Origin of the sequence: Micromonospora sp. URMC 105, assembly GCF_051386295.1 — a bacterium.
Classification (GTDB): Bacteria; Actinomycetota; Actinomycetes; order Mycobacteriales; family Micromonosporaceae; genus Micromonospora.
In genome coordinates this window covers 150,956-171,805 of the sequence record NZ_JBPQTL010000002.1, presented here as the reverse complement: position 1 = coordinate 171,805, position 20,850 = coordinate 150,956, and the positions used below count along the sequence as shown (strand labels likewise).

Sequence of the window (20,850 nt, the reverse complement as noted above, 5' to 3'; positions counted from 1 at the left end):
GCGTCCGAGACGTCGTGCGGGGGCATCCCCCTGAAGCATCCCGTGGGGGGACAAAAGTGATCAAGTACTGACTTGGAGGTGCGCACTTACCCCTGGGTGTGTGCCCTGGGGGCCGTCCCGCCCACGGGGACGGGACCGGCTCAGGCGAGCCGGGGTACGAGACCGGCGGTCCCGAGGCGGTCCGTGCCCGGCCGCCGCACCGGGCGGGTACGCCGGACCGCCGGCGTCACCGGGAGCCGGTGCCGGCGCGGCTGCCGGGCTTCCACCGTCGGTACCTCCGGGGTCGAGGTGGCCCGACGTTGGTGCGCGGCGCCCCACGCGCCCAGGGGACGCAGTGCCTCGCTGAGGCTCAACCCGTACGCGGTGAGTGAGTATTCCACCCGCGGCGGCACCTCGTCGAAGATCTCCCGGCTGACGACCCCGTCCGCCTCCATCTCGCGAAGCTGCTGGATGAGGACCTTCTCGCTGACCCCGGGGATGAGCCGCCGCAGTTCACCGAATCGGCGACTGGCGCGCCGCAGCTCGCACAGGATCGGTACCTTCCACTTGCCGCCGATCACGTTGAGCGCCGCCGTCAGCTCACCCGGGTATGGCTCCTGGGTCATGCCGGGGCCAGCCCTTCGTCGTGCGACCGGTCCACCGGCGCATCCGCAGCCTCGGAGTTCGTCGCACCGGCGGGCACGCCCGAGGCGTCCGCCGAGGAACCGTCCGCACCGGTCGGCGGGACGTGTCGCAGCATCATCACCGCGACCACCGCCAGCAGGGCGACAGCCGCGAAGCTGATCCACCCGACGAGGCTCATACCGGCCACGAAGGCCTCCCGGGCCGGCTGCAGCAGCGCCGAGGCGGCGCCGTCGGCCAACGTGGCCGCCTCGCCCTGCGCCGCCACGACGCTCTCCCGCGCCGCGTCGTACGCCGCCGCCGGCACGTCGGCGGGCGCGGATCCGGTCATCTCGTTGCGATAGACCGTGGTGCCGACCACGCCGAGCACGGCGACGCCGAAGGCGATGCCGAACTCCATCGCGCTCTCCGACACGGCCGACGCCGAGCCGGCCTTCTCGGGCGGCGCGGCGCCGACGACGAGGTCGGTGCCGAGCACCATGGTCGGGCTGGTGCCTGCGTACACCAGGACGAACCCGGCCACGAGCAGCGGCAGACCGGAGGAGGTGCCGACCTGGCTGATCATCAGGTAGCCCAGCCCGGACAGCACCAGCGCCCCGGCGACCACGTACCCGGGGGAGAAACGCCGGGCGATCAGCGGAGTCACCGACGACGCCACGATCAGGGCCAGCGCCGCCGGCAGCAGCCACAGGCCGGCCGCCATCGGCGACAGTCCCTCGACGAGCTGGAGGTACTGGGTGACGAACAGATAGACCCCGCCCATGATGCCGAGGCCGAGCAGCAGGATCGCCAGCGCCGCGTTGAAGGACCGTTCCCGGAACAGGCGCAGGTCCAGCAGCGGGTCGACCAGCCGGTTCTGGCGCTGCGCGAACACGACTGCGACGACGATCCCGGTCGCCAGCGCGATGAGGGGAAGCAGGCCGAAGCCCTCCTTGGCGAACTCCTTGACGGCGTACACGACCGGCAGGACGGCGCCGAGCGACAGCAGCACGCTGGCGAGGTCCAACCGGCCCGCCTGCGGGTCCCGGTACTCGGGCAGCAGGGCCGGCGCGGTCGCCAGCAGCACCACCATCACCGGTACGCCGAGCAGGAACACCGACCCCCACCAGAACGTCTCGAGCAGCAGGCCACCGGCGATCGGACCGACCGCGATGCCGACGGAGAAGCAGGCCACCCAGAGCCCGATCGCCATGCCGCGCTGCTGCGGATCGCGGAACATGTTGCTGATCAGCGCCAGCGTGGACGGCATCAGCGTCGCCCCGGCGATGCCCAGCAGCGCCCGGGCCGCGATCAAGACCTCCGGGGTGGGAGCGTACGCCGCCAGGACGGAGGCTGCGGCGAAGGCGGCGGCACCGATCATGAGCAGTCTGCGCCGACCCATGCGGTCCCCCAGCGACCCCATGGTCAGGAGGAAACCGGCGATCATGAAGCCGTAGATGTCGACGATCCAGAGCAGTTGGTTGCTGTCCGGCCGCAGGTCCGCCCCCAGGTGCGGGGTGGCCAGGTACAGCACGGTGGCGTCGAGGGACAACAGGATCGTGGGCAGGGCGAGCACGGCCAGACCGATCCATTCCCGCGGTCCGGCACGTCGGCTCGACTCGGCCAATGAACTCGTCTCCATCTGTCCCATCCCTTCCGGTGGGTGCGGTTGCGCCCGAGGTGCACGGGCACCAGCAGCCATCGTGGCCCTGCCCGCTGTCCACCTGGTGCCCGTCCGCTGACCGTCCGCTGACCGCCCCGCCATCACCGGTGTCGACCTTGGTGGTTGCAACGCGTTATCTTTGCCATCATGCGATTCGAGGTTCTCGGTCCGCTGAGGGTGTGGACGGAGGACCACCGGCCGGTCAGCATCCCGGGCGTCAAGGTCCGTGCCCTGCTCGTCGACCTCCTGCTGCACGAGGGACGGCCGGTGTCGGTCGACCGTCTGGTGGAGGATCTGTGGGAGGAGCGACCGCCCAACGACCCCACCGGCGCCCTGCAGGCCAAGGTGTCCCGGCTGCGTCGGGCGCTGGACGTGGCCGAACCCGGCAGCCGCGCCCTCGTCGTGTTCGAACCCGCCGGTTACCGGCTCGACGTCGATCCGCAGACCGTCGACGTCGGCGTCTTCACCGCCCTGACCGCCCGGGCCCGGGGCACCGAGGAGCTGGGCGAACGTCTGGCGTTGTTCACCGAGGCGCTGGCACTGTGGCGTGGCCCCGCCGTGGCCGACTTTGCCGACGCCCCGTTCGCCCGGGCTGCCGTCGGCAGACTCGAGGAGCTTCGGCTGGCCGCCGTCGAGGAGAGCGCCGAGGCGCGGCTCGTGCGCGGCGAGCACACCCAGCTCGCGGCGGAACTCGGCGACCTCGTGGCCCGTCACCCCTTGCGGGAGCGGCTGCGCGCGGTACACATGCGGGCCCTCTACCGGGCCGGTCGGCAGAGCGAGGCCCTGGCCAGCGCCAGCGACCTGCGCCTGCGCCTGCACGACGAGCTCGGCGTCGACCCGGGGCCCGAACTGTCCGGCCTGCACGAGGCGATCCTGCGCCAGGACCACAGCCTGGAGGCCGACCGCGCCGAAACGATGAGCACGCGGGTGCGCACCAACCTGCCCGCCGCCATCACCGAGCTGGTCGGGCGCGAGTCGGCGGTCGAGGAGGTCACCGCGCTGCTGGGTACCAACCGGCTGGTCACCCTGGTCGGCTCCGGCGGCGTGGGCAAGACCCGGCTCGCGGTGGAGATCGCCACTCGCCTCACCCCCCGGTTCGCCGACGGCACCTGGCTGGTCGAGCTGGCGGCCCTCGGCCGCAGCGAGCAGTCGGACGGCACGGCGGCCCTCGCCGGTGCCATGATGGCCGCGCTCAGCATCCGGGAGGACGGGGCCGGCGGATTCGGCCCGGCCGGCCGGCCCGTCGAGGTCGGAGCCCGCCTGGCCGGCGCGCTGCACGCCCGCGACATCCTGCTGGTACTCGACAACTGCGAACACATCGTCGACGACGTCGCCCGGCTCGTCGAGCCGTTGCTCCGCACCGTTCCACGGCTGCGGATCCTGGCCACCAGTCAGGAACCGATCGGCCTGCTCGGTGAGGTGGTGTGGAAGGTACCCCCGCTGGAGCTGCCGGACCTCGCCGCCGGGCTGGACACCGAGGCCCTGCGTCGTTCCAGCGCCGTCGAGCTGTTCATCATCCGGGCTGCCGCAGCGGCGCCGGGCTTCACCCTCACCGCCGCCAACGCGCGCGCCGTCGCCGTGCTCTGCAAGCGGCTCGACGGTATCCCCCTGGCCCTGGAGCTTGCGGCGACCCGGGTACGCGCCCTCGGGGTGCACGAACTCGTCGCGCGCCTGGACGACCGGTTCCGCCTGCTGGCCACCGGGCATCGGGGCGCTCCACCGCGGCAGCAGACGCTCCGCTCGATGATCGACTGGAGCTGGGGACTGCTGACCGGCGCCGAGCGGGCGCTGCTGCGCCGGCTCGCGGTCTTCGCCGACAGCTGCACGCTCTCCGCTGCCGAACGCGTCTGCGCCGGTGCCGCCGTACCACGCGAGGACGTCCTGGACCTGCTGGCCCGGTTGGTGGACCGCTCCCTGGTGGTCGTGGTCGACAACCCGGACGGGGTGCGTTACCGACTGCTGGAGTCGGTGGCGGCGTACTGTGCCGAGCGGCTGCGCCAGGCCGACGAGGACGACCGCGTCCACGAGCGGTACCAGCGGTACTACATCGACCTCGTCGAGCAGGCCGACGGCCACCTGCGCGGACGCGACCAACGACAGTGGCTGGAACGCCTCGACCTGGAGAGCACCAACATCCGCCGGGCGTTCGACCGGGCGGTCCACGACGGTGCCGCCGACCGGGCCCTGCGCCTGGCCAACGGCATGGCCTGGTACTGGTTTCTGCGCGGCCGGCTGCAGGAGGCGGGACGAGCCCTGACCGGTGCGCTGAGCCTCGACGGGCCGGCGCCCACCGCCGACCGCGCCCGCGCCCTCACCTGGCGTGCCGGCATCACCCTGCTCGCGGGCGAGGTGGCCGACCGGGCCGGGCACAGCCTCGCGGCCTTGGATGCCTACGACGGCGTCGACGACCCGCACGGCCTGGCCCGCGCCCGCTGGTTCCTCGGTCTCGCCCTCTACGTCACCGGTGATCTGGTCACCAGCGAGGACCTGATCAATCAGGCCCTCGCCGGGTTCCAGGCCAGCGGGGACCGGTGGGGGGTGGCCGCCACCCTCAGCGAACGCGTCAAGCAGGCATTGGCCCGCGGCGACCTGGCCGCCCTGCGTCGCGACGGTGCCCGCAGCGCCGAACTCTTCGGTGAACTCGGTGACCGGTGGGGACAGCTCCAGACCGTGTATCCGCTGGCAGCCCTGGCCGAGATCACCGGCGACTACGACCGGGCGGCGCGCCTGCACCGCGACGGCCTGGCCATCGCCGAGGATCTCGGCCTGTGGACGGAGGCCTCGGACCGGCTGTCCGGGCTGGGTCGCATCTCGCTGTTGACCGGAGCGCTGGATCGGGCGGAGGAGCTGCACGAGCGGGCGTTGCGGCTGTCGACCGACCAGAGCTTCAAACCGGGTGAGATATACGCGCGCATCGGTCTTGCGCTGGGCGCCCGCCGCGCCGGCAAACTCGATCTCGCCGAGGAGCAGCTGCGTACCGTGCTGGAGTGGAACCGGCAGGTCGACTTCGAGCCGGGCAACACCCTCATCCTGGCCGAGCTGGGTTTCGTCGCCGAACAGCGCGGTGACGCCGACGCCGCGCGCGAGCTGCACCTGGCCGGGTTCGCCGCCGCCCGGCACGTCGGGGACCCGCGGGCCCTGGCCCTGGCTCTGGAGGGGCTCGCCGGCGCCGAGGCCCTCGCCGGTCGGTACGAGCGGGCGGCGCAGTTGCTCGGCGCGGCCAGTGCCGCCCGCGAATCGACCGGTGTGCCGCTGCCGCCGGCCGAGAGCGGCGACGTGGACCGGATCGAGATCGCCATCAGCGCCGCGCTCACCGCACAGGAGCGCGCCACCGCGTTCACCCACGGCCGCAGCCTGAGCCCTGAGGAGGCGCGGGCACTGGTCGTCGACCGATCGTCGTTACCGCCGGCTTACCGCGCGATTCCCAGCCGCTGACATCCCCACCGATACGTTCGGCTCGGCGCGCCGGCTGACGGCGCCGACAGCGTAGGGGAGGCGGAATGGCGACGACGGACACCGAGTTCACCGCGGTGATGGACGCCGTACGCGACATCGTGCCGAGGCTTCGGGACAACGGCCGGGAGGCCGAAGAGCGGCGCTGGATCCCGGACGAGAACATCGACCTGCTCGACAAGGCCGGCGTGTTCCGGCTCGCCGTGCCCCGTCGCTTCGGCGGCCTGGACGTCGCGCTGGCCGACCAGGTGGCCGTGCTGACCGAGATCGGGCGGGGCTGCCCGTCCACCGGCTGGGTGTCGATGGTGTGGATGTCCAGCGCCTGGCTGGCCACCCTCTATCCGGACCAGGCCCAGTCCGAGATCTTCGCCTCCGGAGCGGTGAAGATCTCCGGCGGGTTCACTCCGACCGGCACGGTCACCGCGACCGACGGCGGCTACCTGCTCGACGGGAGCTGGCGGTTCAACTCCGGATGCCGCGGCGCCGACTGGAACATCGCCTCGGCGATCCGGGAACTGCCCGACGGCTCCAGCGACGAGGTCGTCGCGATCGTGCCGATGTCGGAGTTCACCATCGCCGACGACTGGGACACCTCCGCCGTCGCCGGCACCGGCAGCTGCACCTCCACGGCCAGTTCGGTGTTCGTGCCCGCCCACCGGGTCGTCTCCTACGAGGATGCCGTGCTCAACACCACGGCGGGGCGCACCGCGCCGGAGACACCGGGCCGCCGGTACGGGCTGTTCACCTACGTCACCGCCGCTGCGGTCGCCACGTACATCGGGATCGCCAAGGGCGCGCTGGAGCTGTTCCTGCAGCGGGTGAAGGGCCGGGGTATCACCTACACCTCCTGGACCGACCAGTCGCAGCACCCCCTGACCCAGATCCAGGTCGCCACCGCCGCCAACAAGATCGCCGCGGCCGAGGGGCTGCAGGCCGGCTGGCTGAGCGTGTTGCAGGCCCGCGCCGATGCCGGCGAACAGCCCACGGCGGAGGAGAAGGCCACCGTCCGGGGGCAGGCCGCCTACGCCATCCAGCTGGCCAAGGAGGCGGTGGAGATCCTCTACTCCGCCAGCGGCGCCACCGTCATCCAGCGCGACGTTCCCATGCAGCGGTTCCACCGCGACATCCAGGGCCTGTCCCTGCACGGGCTGCTGCTGCTGTCGACCAACCTCGAGGTGCACGGGCGGGTCCTGCTGGGTCTGGATCCGGACACCCCGCTGCTCTGAGTCGCGCCCGGTCACAAGCGGCTGCGGAGTCCCGCCCCTGCGGTGGGACTCCGCAGCCGTGTCGTGTGCCGTGCGTTCCCCTCCGCACATCCATCCCGAAGGAGCATCATGACAATGGACCGCAGGTCCCTGCTCAAGGCCACCGGTCTCAGCGCCCTGGCCACGTCGGCCGGGCTCTACCCGGCTGCCGCAGCGGGGGCCCGTCCCCGCACCTCCGAAGCCGACGTCATCGTCATCGGCGCCGGCTTCGCCGGAGTCACCGCCGCCCGGGAGCTGTCCGCCAACGGCCTGCGACCGCTGCTGGTCGAGGCCCGCGACCGCATCGGCGGACGCACCTGGACAGACACATTCCTCGGCCGGCGCATCGAACTCGGCTGCCAATGGATCTCCGACCGGCAGGAGCTCTTCCACCGGGAACTGCAACGCTACGGCATTGCCACGGTGACAGATCCGGCTGCCGAGACCGTCATGTTCCCCTCCGCCGACGGGCTCGCCGAGGTTGACCCGGCCGAGGTGTACACCCGGCAGGCCGAGCTGTTCGGCCGCCTCTTCGCCGGCTCGGAGACCTACCTGGAGCGGCCGACCGATCCGCTCTACCGCGCCGACCTGATCCGCGGCGTGGACCACCTGTCGCTGCGGGACCGCCTCGACCAACTCGCGCTGGCCCCGGCGGACGAGAGCTGGATCAACGGGACCACGGCGTCCTACTCCGGTGGTTCGAGCGCGGTGGGAGGGCTCACCGCGCTGGCCCAGTGGTGGCGCCTCGGCGGCGGAGACATCGACGGCTGGTACGGCCTGCTGGGCTTCAGCCCCGCCGTCGGCATGGGCGGTCTGCTGCAGGCGATGCTCGACGACACCGACGGCGAGCTGATGCTGAACACCCCCGTACGGGGTGTGACGGTCAACGGCCGCCGCGTGTACGTCAACACCCCGCGGGGGACGTTGACGGCACCGGCCGTCGTCGTGGCGGTGCCCGTCAACGTCTGGCGCACGATCCAGTTCAGCCCGGGCCTGCCCAAGGTGCACACCGACGCCAGCCTGCAGGGCGTGGGGGTGCCCGACAGCATCAAGTTCTGGGTGCACGCCCGCACCGATCGGGGCCGCATCTCCGCTCAGGCCGCGGAGGGCTTCCCCGTCTCCTCGCTGTTCACGCACACGGATCTCGGTGACGGCCACCAACTCATCATCGGGTTCAGCGAGGACCGTTCCCTGGACTTCACCAACCGCGCCCAGATCCAGGCCGTGCTGCGCCAGATGGTCCCCGGCATCGAGGTGTGCGACCTGCGGTCGCAGGACTGGGGCCGCGACCGGTATGCCCGCGGGGCGTGGGCGTTGCGCCGCCCGAACCAGCTGCTGGCGCAGCTCCCCGCGATCCAGCAGCCGTACGGGCGGCTCGCGTTCGCCAGCGGCGACACGGCGACGGCGTGGAACGGCTTCGTCGACGGGGCGATCGAGTCCGGGCTGCGCGCCGCGCGGCAGGTGCTCGAGATGCGCCGTTGAGCCAGTCGAGGGGCGGTGGGCGGTCCGGGCTCCGGGCCGCCCACCGGTGCATCCTGCGGCCGGTAACGACCGGTTCTCCGTATCCGTCCGAAGTGGAGCGAGCGCTGATGGGCGACCGGTTACCGGTGGTTGCGACGCTAGGTGCTGTTTCCGGTCGTCGCTCTTGATGGAGGTCGTGGTGGGTTCGTCGGTGGCAGAGCTGGAGTTGGCGGAGCCGTACCTGCGGGAAGTGCTCGGAACGGTCGGGCTGGACGTGGAGTACGTCCGGGCGTCCGGCAACACGCTGTTCTACCGGGACGCGGCGGGCAACCAGGTCCCGGTCCTGGACCTGGCATGCGGCTTCGGATCGCTGATCCTGGGCCACCACCATCCGGAGCTGGTGGCGCGCGCCAAGGAACTGCTCGAGTCCCAGGTGCCGGTGCACGCGCAGTTCTCCCGGCACTCCTACGCCAACGACCTCGCCGGGATGCTGAACCGGATCATCGCCCGGGAGACCGGTTCCTCGGAGCCGTACTGGGCGATCTTCGGCAACAGCGGCGCGGAGGCGGTGGAGATCTCCATCAAGCACGCCGAGATGGAGCGGGGTGTCCGCCTGGCGGAGCTGGTCGGCGAGGTCGAGGCCGGAGTCGTCGCCGCTCGCGCGGCCGTCGCCGGGGGCGCGACCGTGGCCCCCGAGGTGTTCGCCGCCCTCGATCTGCCGGCCACGGCCGGCATCGACGCCGTCGCCGACGCGCTCGCCGCCCGCACCGCCGAACTCACCGGCCGGGCGCCGGTGTTCCTCGCGCTGGAGGGCGGATTCCACGGCAAGCTCGTGGGCAGCATCCAGTTGACCCACAACGAGGGCTACCGCACCCCCTTCACCCGCCTGGCGGCGCGCTGCCGGTTCGTCTCGGTCGGTGACGTGACGGGACTTCGGACGATCGTCGAGGAGGAGAGCCGGACCCTCCCCGTCCTCACCGTCGACGGTGGCGCCGTCACCTGCACCCAGCGCCCGCTGCCGGTGTTCGGCGGCTTCTTCGTCGAGCCGATCCAGGGCGAGGCCGGTATCCGGGTGTTGCCGGCGGAGTTCGGCGCGGAGATCTCCCGGGTGTGCGAGGAGACGGGCGCTCCGCTGATCATGGACGAGATCCAGAGCGGGATGGGCCGCTCCGGCTCGTTCCTGGCGAGTTCCCGGATCCGGCTGCGGGGGGACTACTACCTGCTGGCCAAGAGCCTCGGCGGGGGTATCGCGAAGTCGTCGGTGATGCTGGTGCGCGGGGGGCGCTACCAGCGCGACTTCGAGCTGGCGCACTCGTCGACGTTCGCCAAGGACGCGTTCTCGTGCTACGTCGGGCTGAAGGTGCTGGAGCTGCTGGAGGCCGACGACGGCGCGGCGTACCGGATGGCGGCCGAGCGGGGCGCGGCGTTGAAGGCCCGCTTGGAGAAGGTGCGCGGCGACTTCGACGACGTGGTGCTGGACGTGCGCGGCGAGGGACTGATGCTGGGATTCGAGTTCCGCGACCAGTCATCCTCGCCCTCGGAGCAGATCGCCCAGACCGCGCAGCAGGGTTTCTTCGGTTTCGCCGTCGCCGGGTACGCCCTGCGCACCCACCGGTTGCGCCTGTTCCAGACCGCCAGCGCGATGAACACCTTCCGGTTCGAGCCGTCGATCTTCCTCTCCGACGCCGAGATCGACCAGATCGACAGCGGCCTGCGCGACATCTGTGCGCTGCTACGCGCCGGTGACGGCACGCGCCTGATGGGCGCGGCGTGACGGCCGGGAGGATCCGATGACCCACTCCGAGCCGTACGTCATCGACCCGTCCGGTCGCGACATCCACGCTGAGGCCGAGCGACTGCGGGCCCGTGGCCCCATCGCCCGGGTCGTGCTGCCCGGCGGGGTCGAGGCATGGTGGGTGACCGGCTACGACCTGACCCGGCAGTTGCTGACCGACTCGCGGGTGTCCCGCGACACCTACCGCCACTGGCCGGCCTGGGAGAACGGTGAGGGCGAGCTGGCCCGGACGTGGCCGCTGGCCATGTGGGTCTCCGACCGCAACATGATCACCGCTTACGGGGCCGAGCACACGCGGCTCCGGCGGCTCGTCGCCCGCGCCTTCACCGCCCGTCGGACGCTCGCCCTGCGGCCCCGCATCGAGGCCGTCGTCGCCGACCTGCTCGACCGGATCGCGGCGGCCCCTCCGCAGGAGCCCGTCGACCTGCGCGCGCAGTTCGCCCACCCGCTGCCGGTGCGGGTCATCTCCGACCTGCTCGGGATGCCCGACGACCTGCGGGACCGGCTGCTGGTGGCGGTCAGCGGCATGCTCAACACCGCTGCCACCGCGGAGGAGGCCAAGAGCTACGAACACGCCATGTACGCGGCCCTGGCCGAACTGGTCGACCACCGCCGGGCAAGCCCCGGGGACGACCTGACCAGCGCTCTGATCTCGGCGCACGACGACGACGGTGGGCCGGGTCTGACCCACCGTGAACTGGTCGACACCATCCTGCTGATGTTCACCGCCGGCCACGAGACCACCGTCAACCTGCTCGACCACGCCATCTTCATCCTGCTCACCCGCCCCGAACAGCTGGCTCTCGTCCGCGGCGGCACGGTGGGGTGGGCCGACGTGATCGAGGAGACGCTACGACTGGAGGCGCCCTTCGCCAACCTGCCGATGCGCTACGCCGTCGAGGACATCGCGCTGCCCGGCGTCACCATCCGCCGCGGCGAACCGATCGTGGTGTCATTCGGCGCGGCCGGCCGCGACCCCGAGGTGCACGGGCCGGACGCCGGCGCCTTCGACGCCACCCGGGACACCCGCCGCGACCACGTCGCCTTCGGGTACGGAGTGCACCACTGCCTGGGCGCGCCGCTGGCACGGCTGGAGGCGTCGATCGCCCTGCCCGCCCTCTTCGACAGGTTCCCCGACCTGACCCTGGCCAAGCCGGCGGCGCACGTGCTGCCGCTGGAGTCGTTCATCTCCAACGGGCACCGTGAGCTGCCCGTCCTGCTGAGAGAAGGTGCCGCATGACCACGACCGAACCCGTCGACGTGTACCAGCTGGTCCTCACCGACGACGTCGAGCAGCAGAACGAGGCGTTCGTCCAGGCGTTCAACTCCGGCGACGGCGCCGCGTTCGACCGGCTCTACCTCGATGATGCCATCTCCAACCTGTCGGGGGGCCCGCTGACCGGTGAGCAGCGGCGGGCGGCGATCATCGAGATCCTCGCGAAGCGGCCCCAGCTGAAGGCGCGGGTGCTGCGCAACTACGTCGCCGGCGACACCTCCCTGGTCATCGTCGACTACGAGCTGCGGTACTCCGACGAGTCGGGCGAGCCGGTCACCGTCCGGGGCACCTGCACCGACGTCCTACGACGGCAGCCGGACGGCAACTGGCTGATGGCCATCGACCGCCCCGTGGCCGACGCCCTGCCCGACGGCATGCCCGGCTGATCCGGCCGACATGTCGATGGCCCCGCCGGTCGCACCGGCGGGGCCATCGGTGTCCTCAGGGTCAGGAGACGTCGCCGTACGGGTCGTCGATCGCGTGGCGCCACATTCCGTCCGCGCCGCGGCGCAGGACGTCCAGACCGACTCCCTCGTGGTGCTCCGGCTCGCCGTTCTCGCCGGTCATGTCGATGCTCCAGTCCACCACCATAAGGGCGGTGTCGCCGGTGACGTAGGAGTGCCGGGTCTGCACGGTCATGACCGGGCGGCGCGCGAGGAACTCCGCGACGTACTCCCGGCGGGCCTGCCCGGTCAACGGCTCGTTCGGTCCCCAGACGGCGACCGCGTCCTCGGTGTACATCCGGTCGAGCAGTTCCGGGTCACCGGAATTGAACGCCTGGGCGTAATGCTCGACGTGTTTGTTGGCGTCGTCGGTCAGCAGGGATTCACCGGAAATGGCGGTCATCGGACTGCCTCGCTTTCTGGCACGGCGCTTGTCGGTCGTCAGGACGTTAGCCCGGACGGTTCCACCGACGACTCACTTGTGAGTAACGCGGGTGCGGCCAGCCGCAACGGGGGTCCTCGATTACCACCCCGTGACCCGAGGCTGGATATCTGCGATTCACCATTGATGCGCGTCGACCGGAAGAGTCGCCGCCCGTCCACCTGGAGCGAGCGCACGACAGCAGATGCGGAGGCGGCGCGGTCGCCACACTCCGCCCCGAGGCACACCGACCAACCTGACCCGCCGGCACCGCCCGATCTGACCGACCGGCCCGGAACGCCGGCCGGTCCGAGACCTTCGCATTCGTCGAGGAGGGCGGCCGTGCGCCAGGGGTTGACCGCCATGCCGGCCCGCAGACCGAGGAGAGAACGCGAACCCATGTCCACCGAACAGAAGCTCATGGACTACCTCAAATGGACTACGGCCGACCTGCAGAAGACCCGCCAGCGTCTGGCCGACCTCGAGGCGGACCGCAACGAACCGATTGCGGTCATCGGGATGGCCTGCCGGTACCCCGGCGGCGTCTCCTCGCCGGAGGACCTGTGGGAGATGGTTGCCGAGGGCCGCGACGGCATCACTGCGTGGCCCACCGATCGCGGCTGGGACGTCGATGCCCTCTATGACCCGGAGCCCGGCAAGCCGGGCCGGTCGTACACCCGCGAGGGCGGATTCCTCGACGGCGCGACCCGCTTCGATGCGACGTTCTTCGGTATCTCTCCCCGCGAGGCGGTCGCGATGGACCCGCAGCAGCGGGTGCTGTTGGAGACCTCCTGGGAACTGTTCGAACGGGCCGGAATCGACCCGACGATCTTGAAGGGTAGCCGCACCGGGGTGTTCGTCGGCGCGGCCGGCCAGACCTATCTCGACCTGAACGGCCCGGAGGAATTGGAGGGCTACCTGACCACCGGGCGGCTCAACAGCGTGGCCTCCGGGCGAATCTCGTACTTCTACGGCCTGGAAGGACCGGCGATCACCCTCGACACCGCGTGCTCGTCGTCGCTGGTCGCCCTGCACCTGGCCGTGCGGTCGCTGCGGGCGGGTGAGTCGGCGCTGGCCCTGGCCGGTGGCAGCACCGTCAACGGGCATCCCGGTGGCTTCGTCGACTTCTCCCGCCAGCGCGGTCTCGCCGCCGACGGCCGCTGCCGCTCGTTCGCCGAGTCAGCCGACGGCACCGGCTGGTCGGAGGGGGTGGGCCTGCTCCTGCTGGAGCGGCTCTCCGACGCCCGCCGGCACGGGCGGCGGATCCTCGCCGTCGTGCGCAGCGTCGCCGTCAATCAGGACGGCGCCTCCAACGGTCTCACCGCGCCGAACGGCCCCTCGCAGGAACGGGTGATCCGGCAGGCTCTCGCCGAGGCCCGTCTCAGCACCTCCGACATCGACGCCGTCGAGGCCCACGGCACCGGCACCCGGCTCGGTGACCCCATCGAGGCGCACGCCCTGCTCGCCACCTACGGGCAGGGCCGGCCCGCCGACCGTCCGCTCTGGCTCGGGTCGCTGAAGTCCAACATCGGCCACACGGTGGCCGCCGCCGGGGTCGGCGGGGTCATCAAGATGGTGATGGCGCTGCGCCACGCCACCCTGCCGAAGACCCTGCACGTCGATCGCCCGAACCCGCTGATCGACTGGTCCGCCGGGGCCGTGGAGCTGGTCACGGCCACCCGTCCCTGGCCGAACGTCGAACGGCCCCGCCGGGCGGCGGTCTCGTCGTTCGGGGTCAGCGGTACGAACGCGCACGCGATCCTCGAGCAGGCCCCGGAGGAGACCGACGTGGACAGGTCCCCGCCGGTGGCCCCCGCCGCTCTGGTGTGGCCGGTGTCGGCGTACGACCCGCAAGGGCTGCGCCGGCTGGCCGAGCGACTGCTCACCCGTCTCGAGGCGGACCCGGAGCTGGACGCCACCGACACGGCCTACTCGCTCGCCACCACCCGGGCCGCCCTGCCGCACCGGGCCGCCGTCATCGGCACCGACCGGGACGCCCTGCTGCGCGGCCTGAAGGCCCTCGCTCAGCAGGCCACCGAGGCGGGCGTGGTGACGGGACGTGCCGGCGAGCCGTCGAACGAGGTCGTCTTCGTCTTTCCCGGGCAGGGTTCGCAGTGGGTCGGCATGGCCGTCGACCTGCTGGACACTCATCCGGGATTCGCCCGGCGGATCGACGAGTGCGCCGCCGCTCTCGCGCCGTACGTGGACTGGTCCCTGCTCGACGTGCTGCGCGGCGCGGACGGCGCGCCCGGGCTCGACCGCGTCGACGTGGTGCAGCCGGTGTTGTTCGCGGTGATGGTCTCGCTCGCGGAGGTGTGGCAGTCGGTCGGGATCCGGCCGGCAGCCGTCGTCGGCCACTCCCAGGGAGAGATCGCCGCCGCGTACGTCGCCGGTGCCCTCTCCCTCGACGACGCGGCCCGGGTGGTCGCCCTGCGCAGCCGGGCCATCGGGGCGATCGCCGGGCGGGGCGGCATGATGTCGGTCGCCCTCGGCAACGCCGAGGTGACGGCCCGGCTCGCCCCGTGGGAGGGACGACTGTCGGTGGCGGCGGTCAACGGGCCGACGTCCGTCGTCGTCTCCGGTGACCCGGCGGCCCTGGACGCGCTCCAGGCCGAACTCACCGCCGCCGGGGTGCGGGCCCGCCGCGTCCCCGTCGACTACGCATCCCACTCGGCGCATGTCGAGGCCGTACGCGAGGAGTTGCTGGAGGCTCTCGCCGACGTCACGCCGCGCGCCGCCGACGTGCCGCTGCACTCGACGGTGACCGGGAAGGTCGTCGATCCGACGGTTCTGGACGCCGACTACTGGTACCGCAACCTGCGTCAGGTGGTGCGGTTCGAGGAGGTCGTCACGGCCCTGGCCGGCCAGGGGCGCCGGGCGTTCATCGAGATCAGCCCGCACCCGGTGCTCACCACCAGCATCCAGGACGTGCTGGAGCAGCGGACCGGTGGGATCGGGGCCGTGACCGGCACGCTGCGCCGCGACGAGGGTGGCTTCACCCGCTTCCTGACCTCCGCCGCCGAGCTGTACGTCCAGGGCGTCCGCGTGGACTGGGCGGACCTGCTGGCCGGTTCCGGTGCGCGCGTGGTGGACCTGCCCACCTACCCGTTCGCCGGCAACCGTTACTGGCTCGACAGCGGCGGCACGGCCGACGCGGGCGGGCTCGGCCTCGAACCGTCCCGCCACCCGTTGCTGGGCGCGGCGGTCACCGTCGCCGGTGGCGACACCACCCTCTTCACCGGCCGGCTCTCCCCCGCCACCCACCCGTGGCTGGCCGAGCGCACCACGCACGGCACCCGCACCGTTCCCGCCGCGGTCCTCGTCGAGCTGGCCGCGCACGCCGCAGACCAGGTCGGCTGCGCGGTGCTGGATTCCCTCACCACCGAGGAGCCCCTGCCCCTGACCGGCCCGATGCAGATCCAGGTGGTCGTTGACGCCGCCGATCCGTCCGGTCGCCGGGCGATGCGGGTACACGCCCGCCCGGACGCCTCCCACGCCACGTGGACCGTGTACGCACACGGCACGCTCAGCGCCGCCCCGGCCCTGCCCGCGACGGCGCAGAACACGCCGTGGCCGCCTGCCGGGTCGACTCCGGTGGACCTCACCGGCGCCTACGACACCCTCGCCGAGCGGGGGCTGGCGTATCCGCCGGCCCTGCGCGCCGTGACGGCGGCCTGGACCGACGGGGACATCGTGCACGCCGACGTCCGGCTGCCGGAACGCTGGGAACGGGAGGCGTCCGGGTACGGGCTGCACCCCGTCCTGCTCGACGCGGTGGCGCACCTCGCCGCGCTGGTAGCCGCCACAGCCGACACCGACGGCCGCCACGACGCCGCCGATGCGCCCGCCGCCGCGCACTGGCGGGGGGTCCGCACGTACGCCACCGGAGCCACGGCGGTACGGGTGGCCTGCACCAGAACCGGCCCGGACACCTTGTCGGCCCGGCTCACCGACCGCAGCGGCGGGCCGGTCGCCGACATCGAGCAGATCACCCTGGCCCCCCTGTCCGCTTTCGTGCTGGACCGGGCCCGCCATCGCCACCAGGACGCGCTCTTCGAGGTCGGTTGGTCGCCGGTCCAGGTGCCGCACGCCCGTCCCGCCGGCCTCACCGTCCTCGGCGAAACCGGCTGCCTCCCGGAGGCCCTGGCGGGCCTGCCGGCGCACGCCGACGTGGCGTCGCTGGCCTGCGCCGGTGCGTCGGCGGCGACGCTGTGGGGTGTCAGCCCCGCCGACGGGGACCCACTGAGCGCAGTCTTCGGCGGCCTGTGCCAGGTGCTCGACACCGTGCAACAGTGGCTGAACGACGACCGGCTCAGCGGCAGCCGCCTCGTCGTGGTGACCCGTGGCGGCGTCACCGTGGGTGCCGACGCCCCGCCCGACCCGGCGGCCTCGGCCGTATGGGGCCTGATCCGCTCGGCACAGTCGGAGGCACCCGGGCGTCTCGTCCTGATCGACGTCGACGGCACCCCGGAGTCCTGGGCCGCCCTGCCCGGGGTCGTCGCCTCCGGCGAGGCCCAGGCCGCCGTACGCGATGGCAGGGTCTCGGTGCCGCGGCTGCGCCGCGCCGACCCCGGCCCGTCCGCCCCCCGCGCCACCAGCACGACTGCGTGGCCGTCGGAGGGCAGCGTTCTCGTCACCGGCGGCACCGGCTCGCTCGGCGCCCTGATCGCCCGGCACCTCGCCACCGTGCACCGCGTTCCCCATCTGGTCCTGACCAGCCGCCGGGGCCCGGCGGCGGACGGCGCCGCCGACCTCGTCGCCGAGCTGGCCCTGACCGGCACGCAAGCGCGGGTGGTCGCCTGCGACGTGTCCGACCGGACGGAACTCACGACCCTCCTCGAGGACATCCCCGACCTGAAGGCGGTGGTGCACGCCGCCGGCGTGCTGGACGACGGCGTCATCGCGGCGATGACCCCGCAGCGGTTGGCCGCGGTGCTGCGGCCCAAGGCCGACGCCGCCTGGCACCTGCACGAGCTGACCCGCGACCGGGACCTCGACGCGTTCGTGTTGTTCTCCTCCCTGGCCGGGGTCATCGGCGGCGCGGGACAGGCCAACTACGCCGCCGCGAACGCGTTCCTCGACGGCCTCGCGCAGCACCGGGCCGCCCAGGGATTGCCCGCCACGTCGGTCGCGTGGGGCCTGTGGGCGCAGACCAGCGGCATGACCGGGCAGCTCGACGAGACCGACCTGGCCCGGATCGCCCGGGTCGGCTTCCGCCCGGTCTCCTCGGCCGACGGTCCGGGCATCCTCGACCTGGCCCTCGGCTCCGGCCGACCCGCGCTCGTCGCCACCCCGCTCGACGTGGCTGCCTTGCGCGCCCGCGCCGACCAGGCACCCCTGCTCCTGTCCGCGTTGGCCGGCACGTCACACCGCCGGCGCGCGGGCAACGACGAGAACGCCGGGCGGCCCCTCGCCGAGCGGCTCGCCGGACTGGCTCCCGCCGCGCGTCGTGAGGCGGCGCTGCAGCTGCTGCGGGCTGAAGTGGCCGCCGTGCTCGGTCACGGCGACCCGCACGGCGTCGATCCCGACCGGCCCTTCCCCGAGCTGGGATTCGACTCGCTCACCTCGGTGGAGCTGCGTAACCGGCTCAACGTGCTCAGCGGAAACCGGCTGCCCGCCACCGTCGTGTTCGACCACCCCACGCCCGCGGCCCTGACCGACCATCTGCTGGCGGTCCTGCAGGACACCGCAGGCGGGGGCGCACCGGCGGTCGACTTCGCCGCCGAGGTCGCCCTTCCCGACGACATCCGGCCCGCGGCCGACGTGGTGCCGGTCGCGACCGACCCGACGGAGATCCTGCTCACCGGAGCGACCGGATTCGTCGGCGCCTTCCTGCTGCGCGACCTGCTGTCCACCACCCGCGCCACGGTGCACTGCCTGGTCCGGGCCGACGACGTCGACGCCGCGGTGAAGCGGCTGCGGGCCAACCTCGAGTGGTACCGGCTGCACGACGAGGTGGACCTCGACCGCGTCCGCGTCGTGGTGGGCGACCTCGCCCAGCCGTCGCTCGGGCTGGACCCGGACACCTTCGACGACCTGGCCCGCCGGGTGGACGTCGTCCACCATGCCGCAGCCTCGGTCAACTGGCTGCATCCGTACTCCACCCTGCGGCCCGCCAACGTCGGCGGCACCGTGGAGATCCTGCGCCTGGCGGCCCGGCACCGCACCGTCCCGGTGCACTACGTCTCGACCACCGGCGTCTTCGCCCACCCGGCCCCCGACGGTCGCCCGCTACGGGTCGACGACCCCACCGGCCCCGTCGCGGAGCTGCCCAGCGGTTACCTGCAGAGCAAGTGGGTCGCCGAACAGATCGTCGCCGCCGCCCGCGAGCGCGGCCTGCCCGTCACCGTGTACCGGGTCGACCTGGTCGCAGGTGACCGGTTCCACGGTGCCTGCCAGACCCGCGACTTCGTCTGGCTCAGTCTCAAGGGGCTCATCCAGGCCGGCGCGGTCCCCCACCGGCTCACCGGCGAGTTCCACCTCACCCCGGTCGATCACGTCAGCGCCGCCGTCAGCCGGCTCGCCACCCTGAACGTCGGCGTCGACACCCATCACCTCTACAACGAATCGTCGATCAGCCTGGCCGCCTGCGTGGACCGGTTGCGCCGCCGCGGCTACCGGCTGGAGTCGCGGGATCCGGCCGATTGGCTCGCCGCCGTACAACGCGACCGGGACAACGCCATGCTTCCGCTGCTGGACGCATTCCAGTTGATGACCGCCGACAGCGACAGCTTCTATCCGCCGATCGACACGACGACGACCACCCGGATGCTGGCCGACAGCGGGATCACCTGCCCGCCCGTCACCGACGAACTCTTCGACCGGTACGTGGACTTCTTCGTCCAGACCGGATACTTCCCGCCGCCCCCGACCGTGGCCGCGGCCACCGACCGACCCTCGTCCGGAGGTACCGCATGACCATCACCGCAGCGCCGCCCGCCAGGGCGACGACCCGGAGCGTCGATCCTCGTCACCCCGCCGCCCGGCTGGCGCGACTGCTCGACACCGGATCGCTGGAGTGGCTCGTCGAGCCGGACGACAGCGGCGTAGTGGCCGTCCGGGGGCGGGTCGGCGGCCGTCGGGTCGTCGCGTACGGCACCGACCCGACGGTGATGGGCGGTGCCATGGGCGCCGTGGGCTGCCGGCACATCGTCACCGCCATCTCCGCGGCGGTGCTCGACCGGGTACCGGTGATCGGGCTCTGGCACTCCGGCGGCGCCCGCCTCGGTGACGGCGTGGAGTCGCTCGACGGCGCCGGCCGGGTGTTCACGGCGATGAGCCGAGCCTCCGGGCAGGTGCCGCAGATATCCGTCGTCCTCGGTCCGGCCGCCGGTGCCGCCGCCTACGGGCCGGCCCTGACCGACCTGGTCATCATGTCCCGCGACGCACGGATGTTCATCACCGGTCCCGAGGTGGTACGGACGGTCACGGGCGAGGACATCGGCATGGAGGACCTGGGCGGTGTCGACGCGCACGGGCGGCGATCCGGCGTCGCCCACGTCGTCGCCGACAGCGAGCACGACGCCCTCGACCGGGCCCGCACCCTGGCCGGGCTGTTCGCCCGCCCGGGTCACTTCGACCTCGGCGCGGCAGCCGCCCACGAGGACCTCCGAGCGCTGCTGCCCGCGCGGCCCCGGATGGCCTACGACGTACGGCGGCTGATCCGGGCCGTGCTCGACCCGGTCGACGGCGGGTGGGACGGGGAGCTCCAGCCCCGTTGGGCACCGAACGTGGTCACCGTCCTGGGCCGCCTCGCCGGTCGCACCGTCGGGGTGCTCGCCACCAATCCACTGCGCAAGGGGGGATGTCTCGACTCGTTCGGCGCGGAGAAGGCCGCCCGATTCGTGCGGATGTGCGACTCCCTCGGGGTCCCCCTCGTCGTATTGGTCGATGTCCCCGGCTACCTGCCCGGCGTCGAACAGGAGTGGGGCGGGATCGTGCGACGCGGGGCGAAGCTGCTGCATGCCTTCGCCGAAGCGGTGGTACCGCGGGTGACCCTGGTGACCCGCAAGGCGTACGGCGGCGCGTACATCGCCCTGAACTCGCGCTCGCTGGGCGCGACCGCGGTCTACGCCTGGCCCGACGCCGAGGTGGCCGTCATGGGCGCCGAGGCCGCGGTGGGCATCCTGCACCGCAAGCAGCTCGCCGCCGCCCGTCCCGAGGAGCGCGACACGCTCCGTGGCCAACTCGTCGAGGAGCAGGTCAAGGGCGCCGGAGGGATCGGCCGGGCGATCGCGCTCGGCGTCGTCGACGAGGTGATCGACCCGGCGCACACCCGGCACCGGCTCGTCCAGGCCCTGGCAGGTGCACCTGCCGGACGAGGCCACCACGGCAACATCCCGCTGTGAGCCGGGCAGGACGGCGAGCGTGACGGCGGGGACGGCCCCGCCGTCCGGTCCGGTCGCCCCAGCGGCAAGAGCCCCAGCACGGAAGGCCGCGTCGCCTGTACGGGGGACGCGGCCTTGCGTGCCTGACCCGGCCGCTGCAGTCGGAC

General features: G+C 72.6%; 10 protein-coding genes and 1 pseudogene. 8 read left to right on the top strand and 3 right to left on the bottom strand.

What is annotated here, in order from left to right:
- Positions 1–140 precede the first annotated feature (140 nt).
- Both ACSNN7_RS01320 and ACSNN7_RS01315 read right to left on the bottom strand, forming a co-directional pair.
- Entirely contained in the window at positions 141–605 is a 465-nt protein-coding gene (locus ACSNN7_RS01320) for a winged helix-turn-helix transcriptional regulator (protein WP_436678628.1), read from the bottom strand.
- Complete coding sequence (locus ACSNN7_RS01315) at positions 602–2,242, bottom strand: MFS transporter (protein ID WP_436678627.1); 1,641 nt, start codon at positions 2,240–2,242, stop codon at positions 602–604. The genes ACSNN7_RS01320 and ACSNN7_RS01315 overlap by 4 nt, the downstream gene beginning before the upstream one ends.
- Before the next feature lie 168 nt (positions 2,243–2,410).
- On the opposite strand from ACSNN7_RS01315, the gene ACSNN7_RS01310 reads away from it, so the two are divergent.
- The 6 genes from ACSNN7_RS01310 (at position 2,411) to ACSNN7_RS01285 (ending at position 11,878) form a co-directional block, all read left to right on the top strand.
- On the top strand, positions 2,411–5,698 hold the full coding sequence (locus tag ACSNN7_RS01310) for a BTAD domain-containing putative transcriptional regulator (RefSeq protein WP_436678626.1): 3,288 nt from the start codon (positions 2,411–2,413) through the stop codon (positions 5,696–5,698).
- A 65-nt stretch (positions 5,699–5,763) separates the two neighbouring features.
- Positions 5,764–6,942: an acyl-CoA dehydrogenase family protein gene (locus ACSNN7_RS01305; protein WP_436678625.1), complete on the top strand. Its 1,179-nt coding sequence runs from the start codon at positions 5,764–5,766 to the stop codon at positions 6,940–6,942.
- Positions 6,943–7,056: 114 nt separating this feature from the next.
- A complete protein-coding gene (locus ACSNN7_RS01300; RefSeq protein ID WP_436678624.1) occupies positions 7,057–8,442 on the top strand; it encodes a flavin monoamine oxidase family protein in 1,386 nt (461 codons plus the stop codon).
- A 190-nt stretch (positions 8,443–8,632) separates the two neighbouring features.
- Positions 8,633–10,195: an aspartate aminotransferase family protein gene (locus ACSNN7_RS01295; RefSeq protein ID WP_436678623.1), complete on the top strand. Its 1,563-nt coding sequence runs from the start codon at positions 8,633–8,635 to the stop codon at positions 10,193–10,195.
- A gap of 16 nt (positions 10,196–10,211) precedes the next feature.
- Positions 10,212–11,456, top strand: a complete 1,245-nt coding sequence (locus tag ACSNN7_RS01290; protein ID WP_436678622.1) for a cytochrome P450 family protein — start codon at positions 10,212–10,214, stop codon at positions 11,454–11,456.
- Entirely contained in the window at positions 11,453–11,878 is a 426-nt protein-coding gene (locus ACSNN7_RS01285) for a YybH family protein (protein ID WP_436678621.1), read from the top strand. The genes ACSNN7_RS01290 and ACSNN7_RS01285 overlap by 4 nt, the downstream gene beginning before the upstream one ends.
- Positions 11,879–11,939: 61 nt before the next feature.
- On the opposite strand, the gene ACSNN7_RS01280 is transcribed toward ACSNN7_RS01285, so the two are convergent.
- The gene (locus ACSNN7_RS01280; RefSeq protein ID WP_436678620.1) at positions 11,940–12,338 is read right to left on the bottom strand and encodes a YybH family protein; all 399 of its coding nucleotides are present in this window, start codon (positions 12,336–12,338) and stop codon (positions 11,940–11,942) included.
- A 417-nt stretch (positions 12,339–12,755) separates the two neighbouring features.
- Between ACSNN7_RS01280 and ACSNN7_RS01275 the strand changes: the two are divergent.
- Together ACSNN7_RS01275 and ACSNN7_RS01270 are read left to right on the top strand one after the other, a co-directional pair.
- A pseudogene (locus tag ACSNN7_RS01275) lies at positions 12,756–19,274 on the top strand (type I polyketide synthase); the annotation flags it as partial.
- Positions 19,271–20,704: an acyl-CoA carboxylase subunit beta gene (locus ACSNN7_RS01270; RefSeq protein WP_436678619.1), complete on the top strand. Its 1,434-nt coding sequence runs from the start codon at positions 19,271–19,273 to the stop codon at positions 20,702–20,704. The pseudogene ACSNN7_RS01275 and the gene ACSNN7_RS01270, both read left to right, overlap by 4 nt.
- The last annotated feature ends 146 nt before the right edge of the window (positions 20,705–20,850 follow it).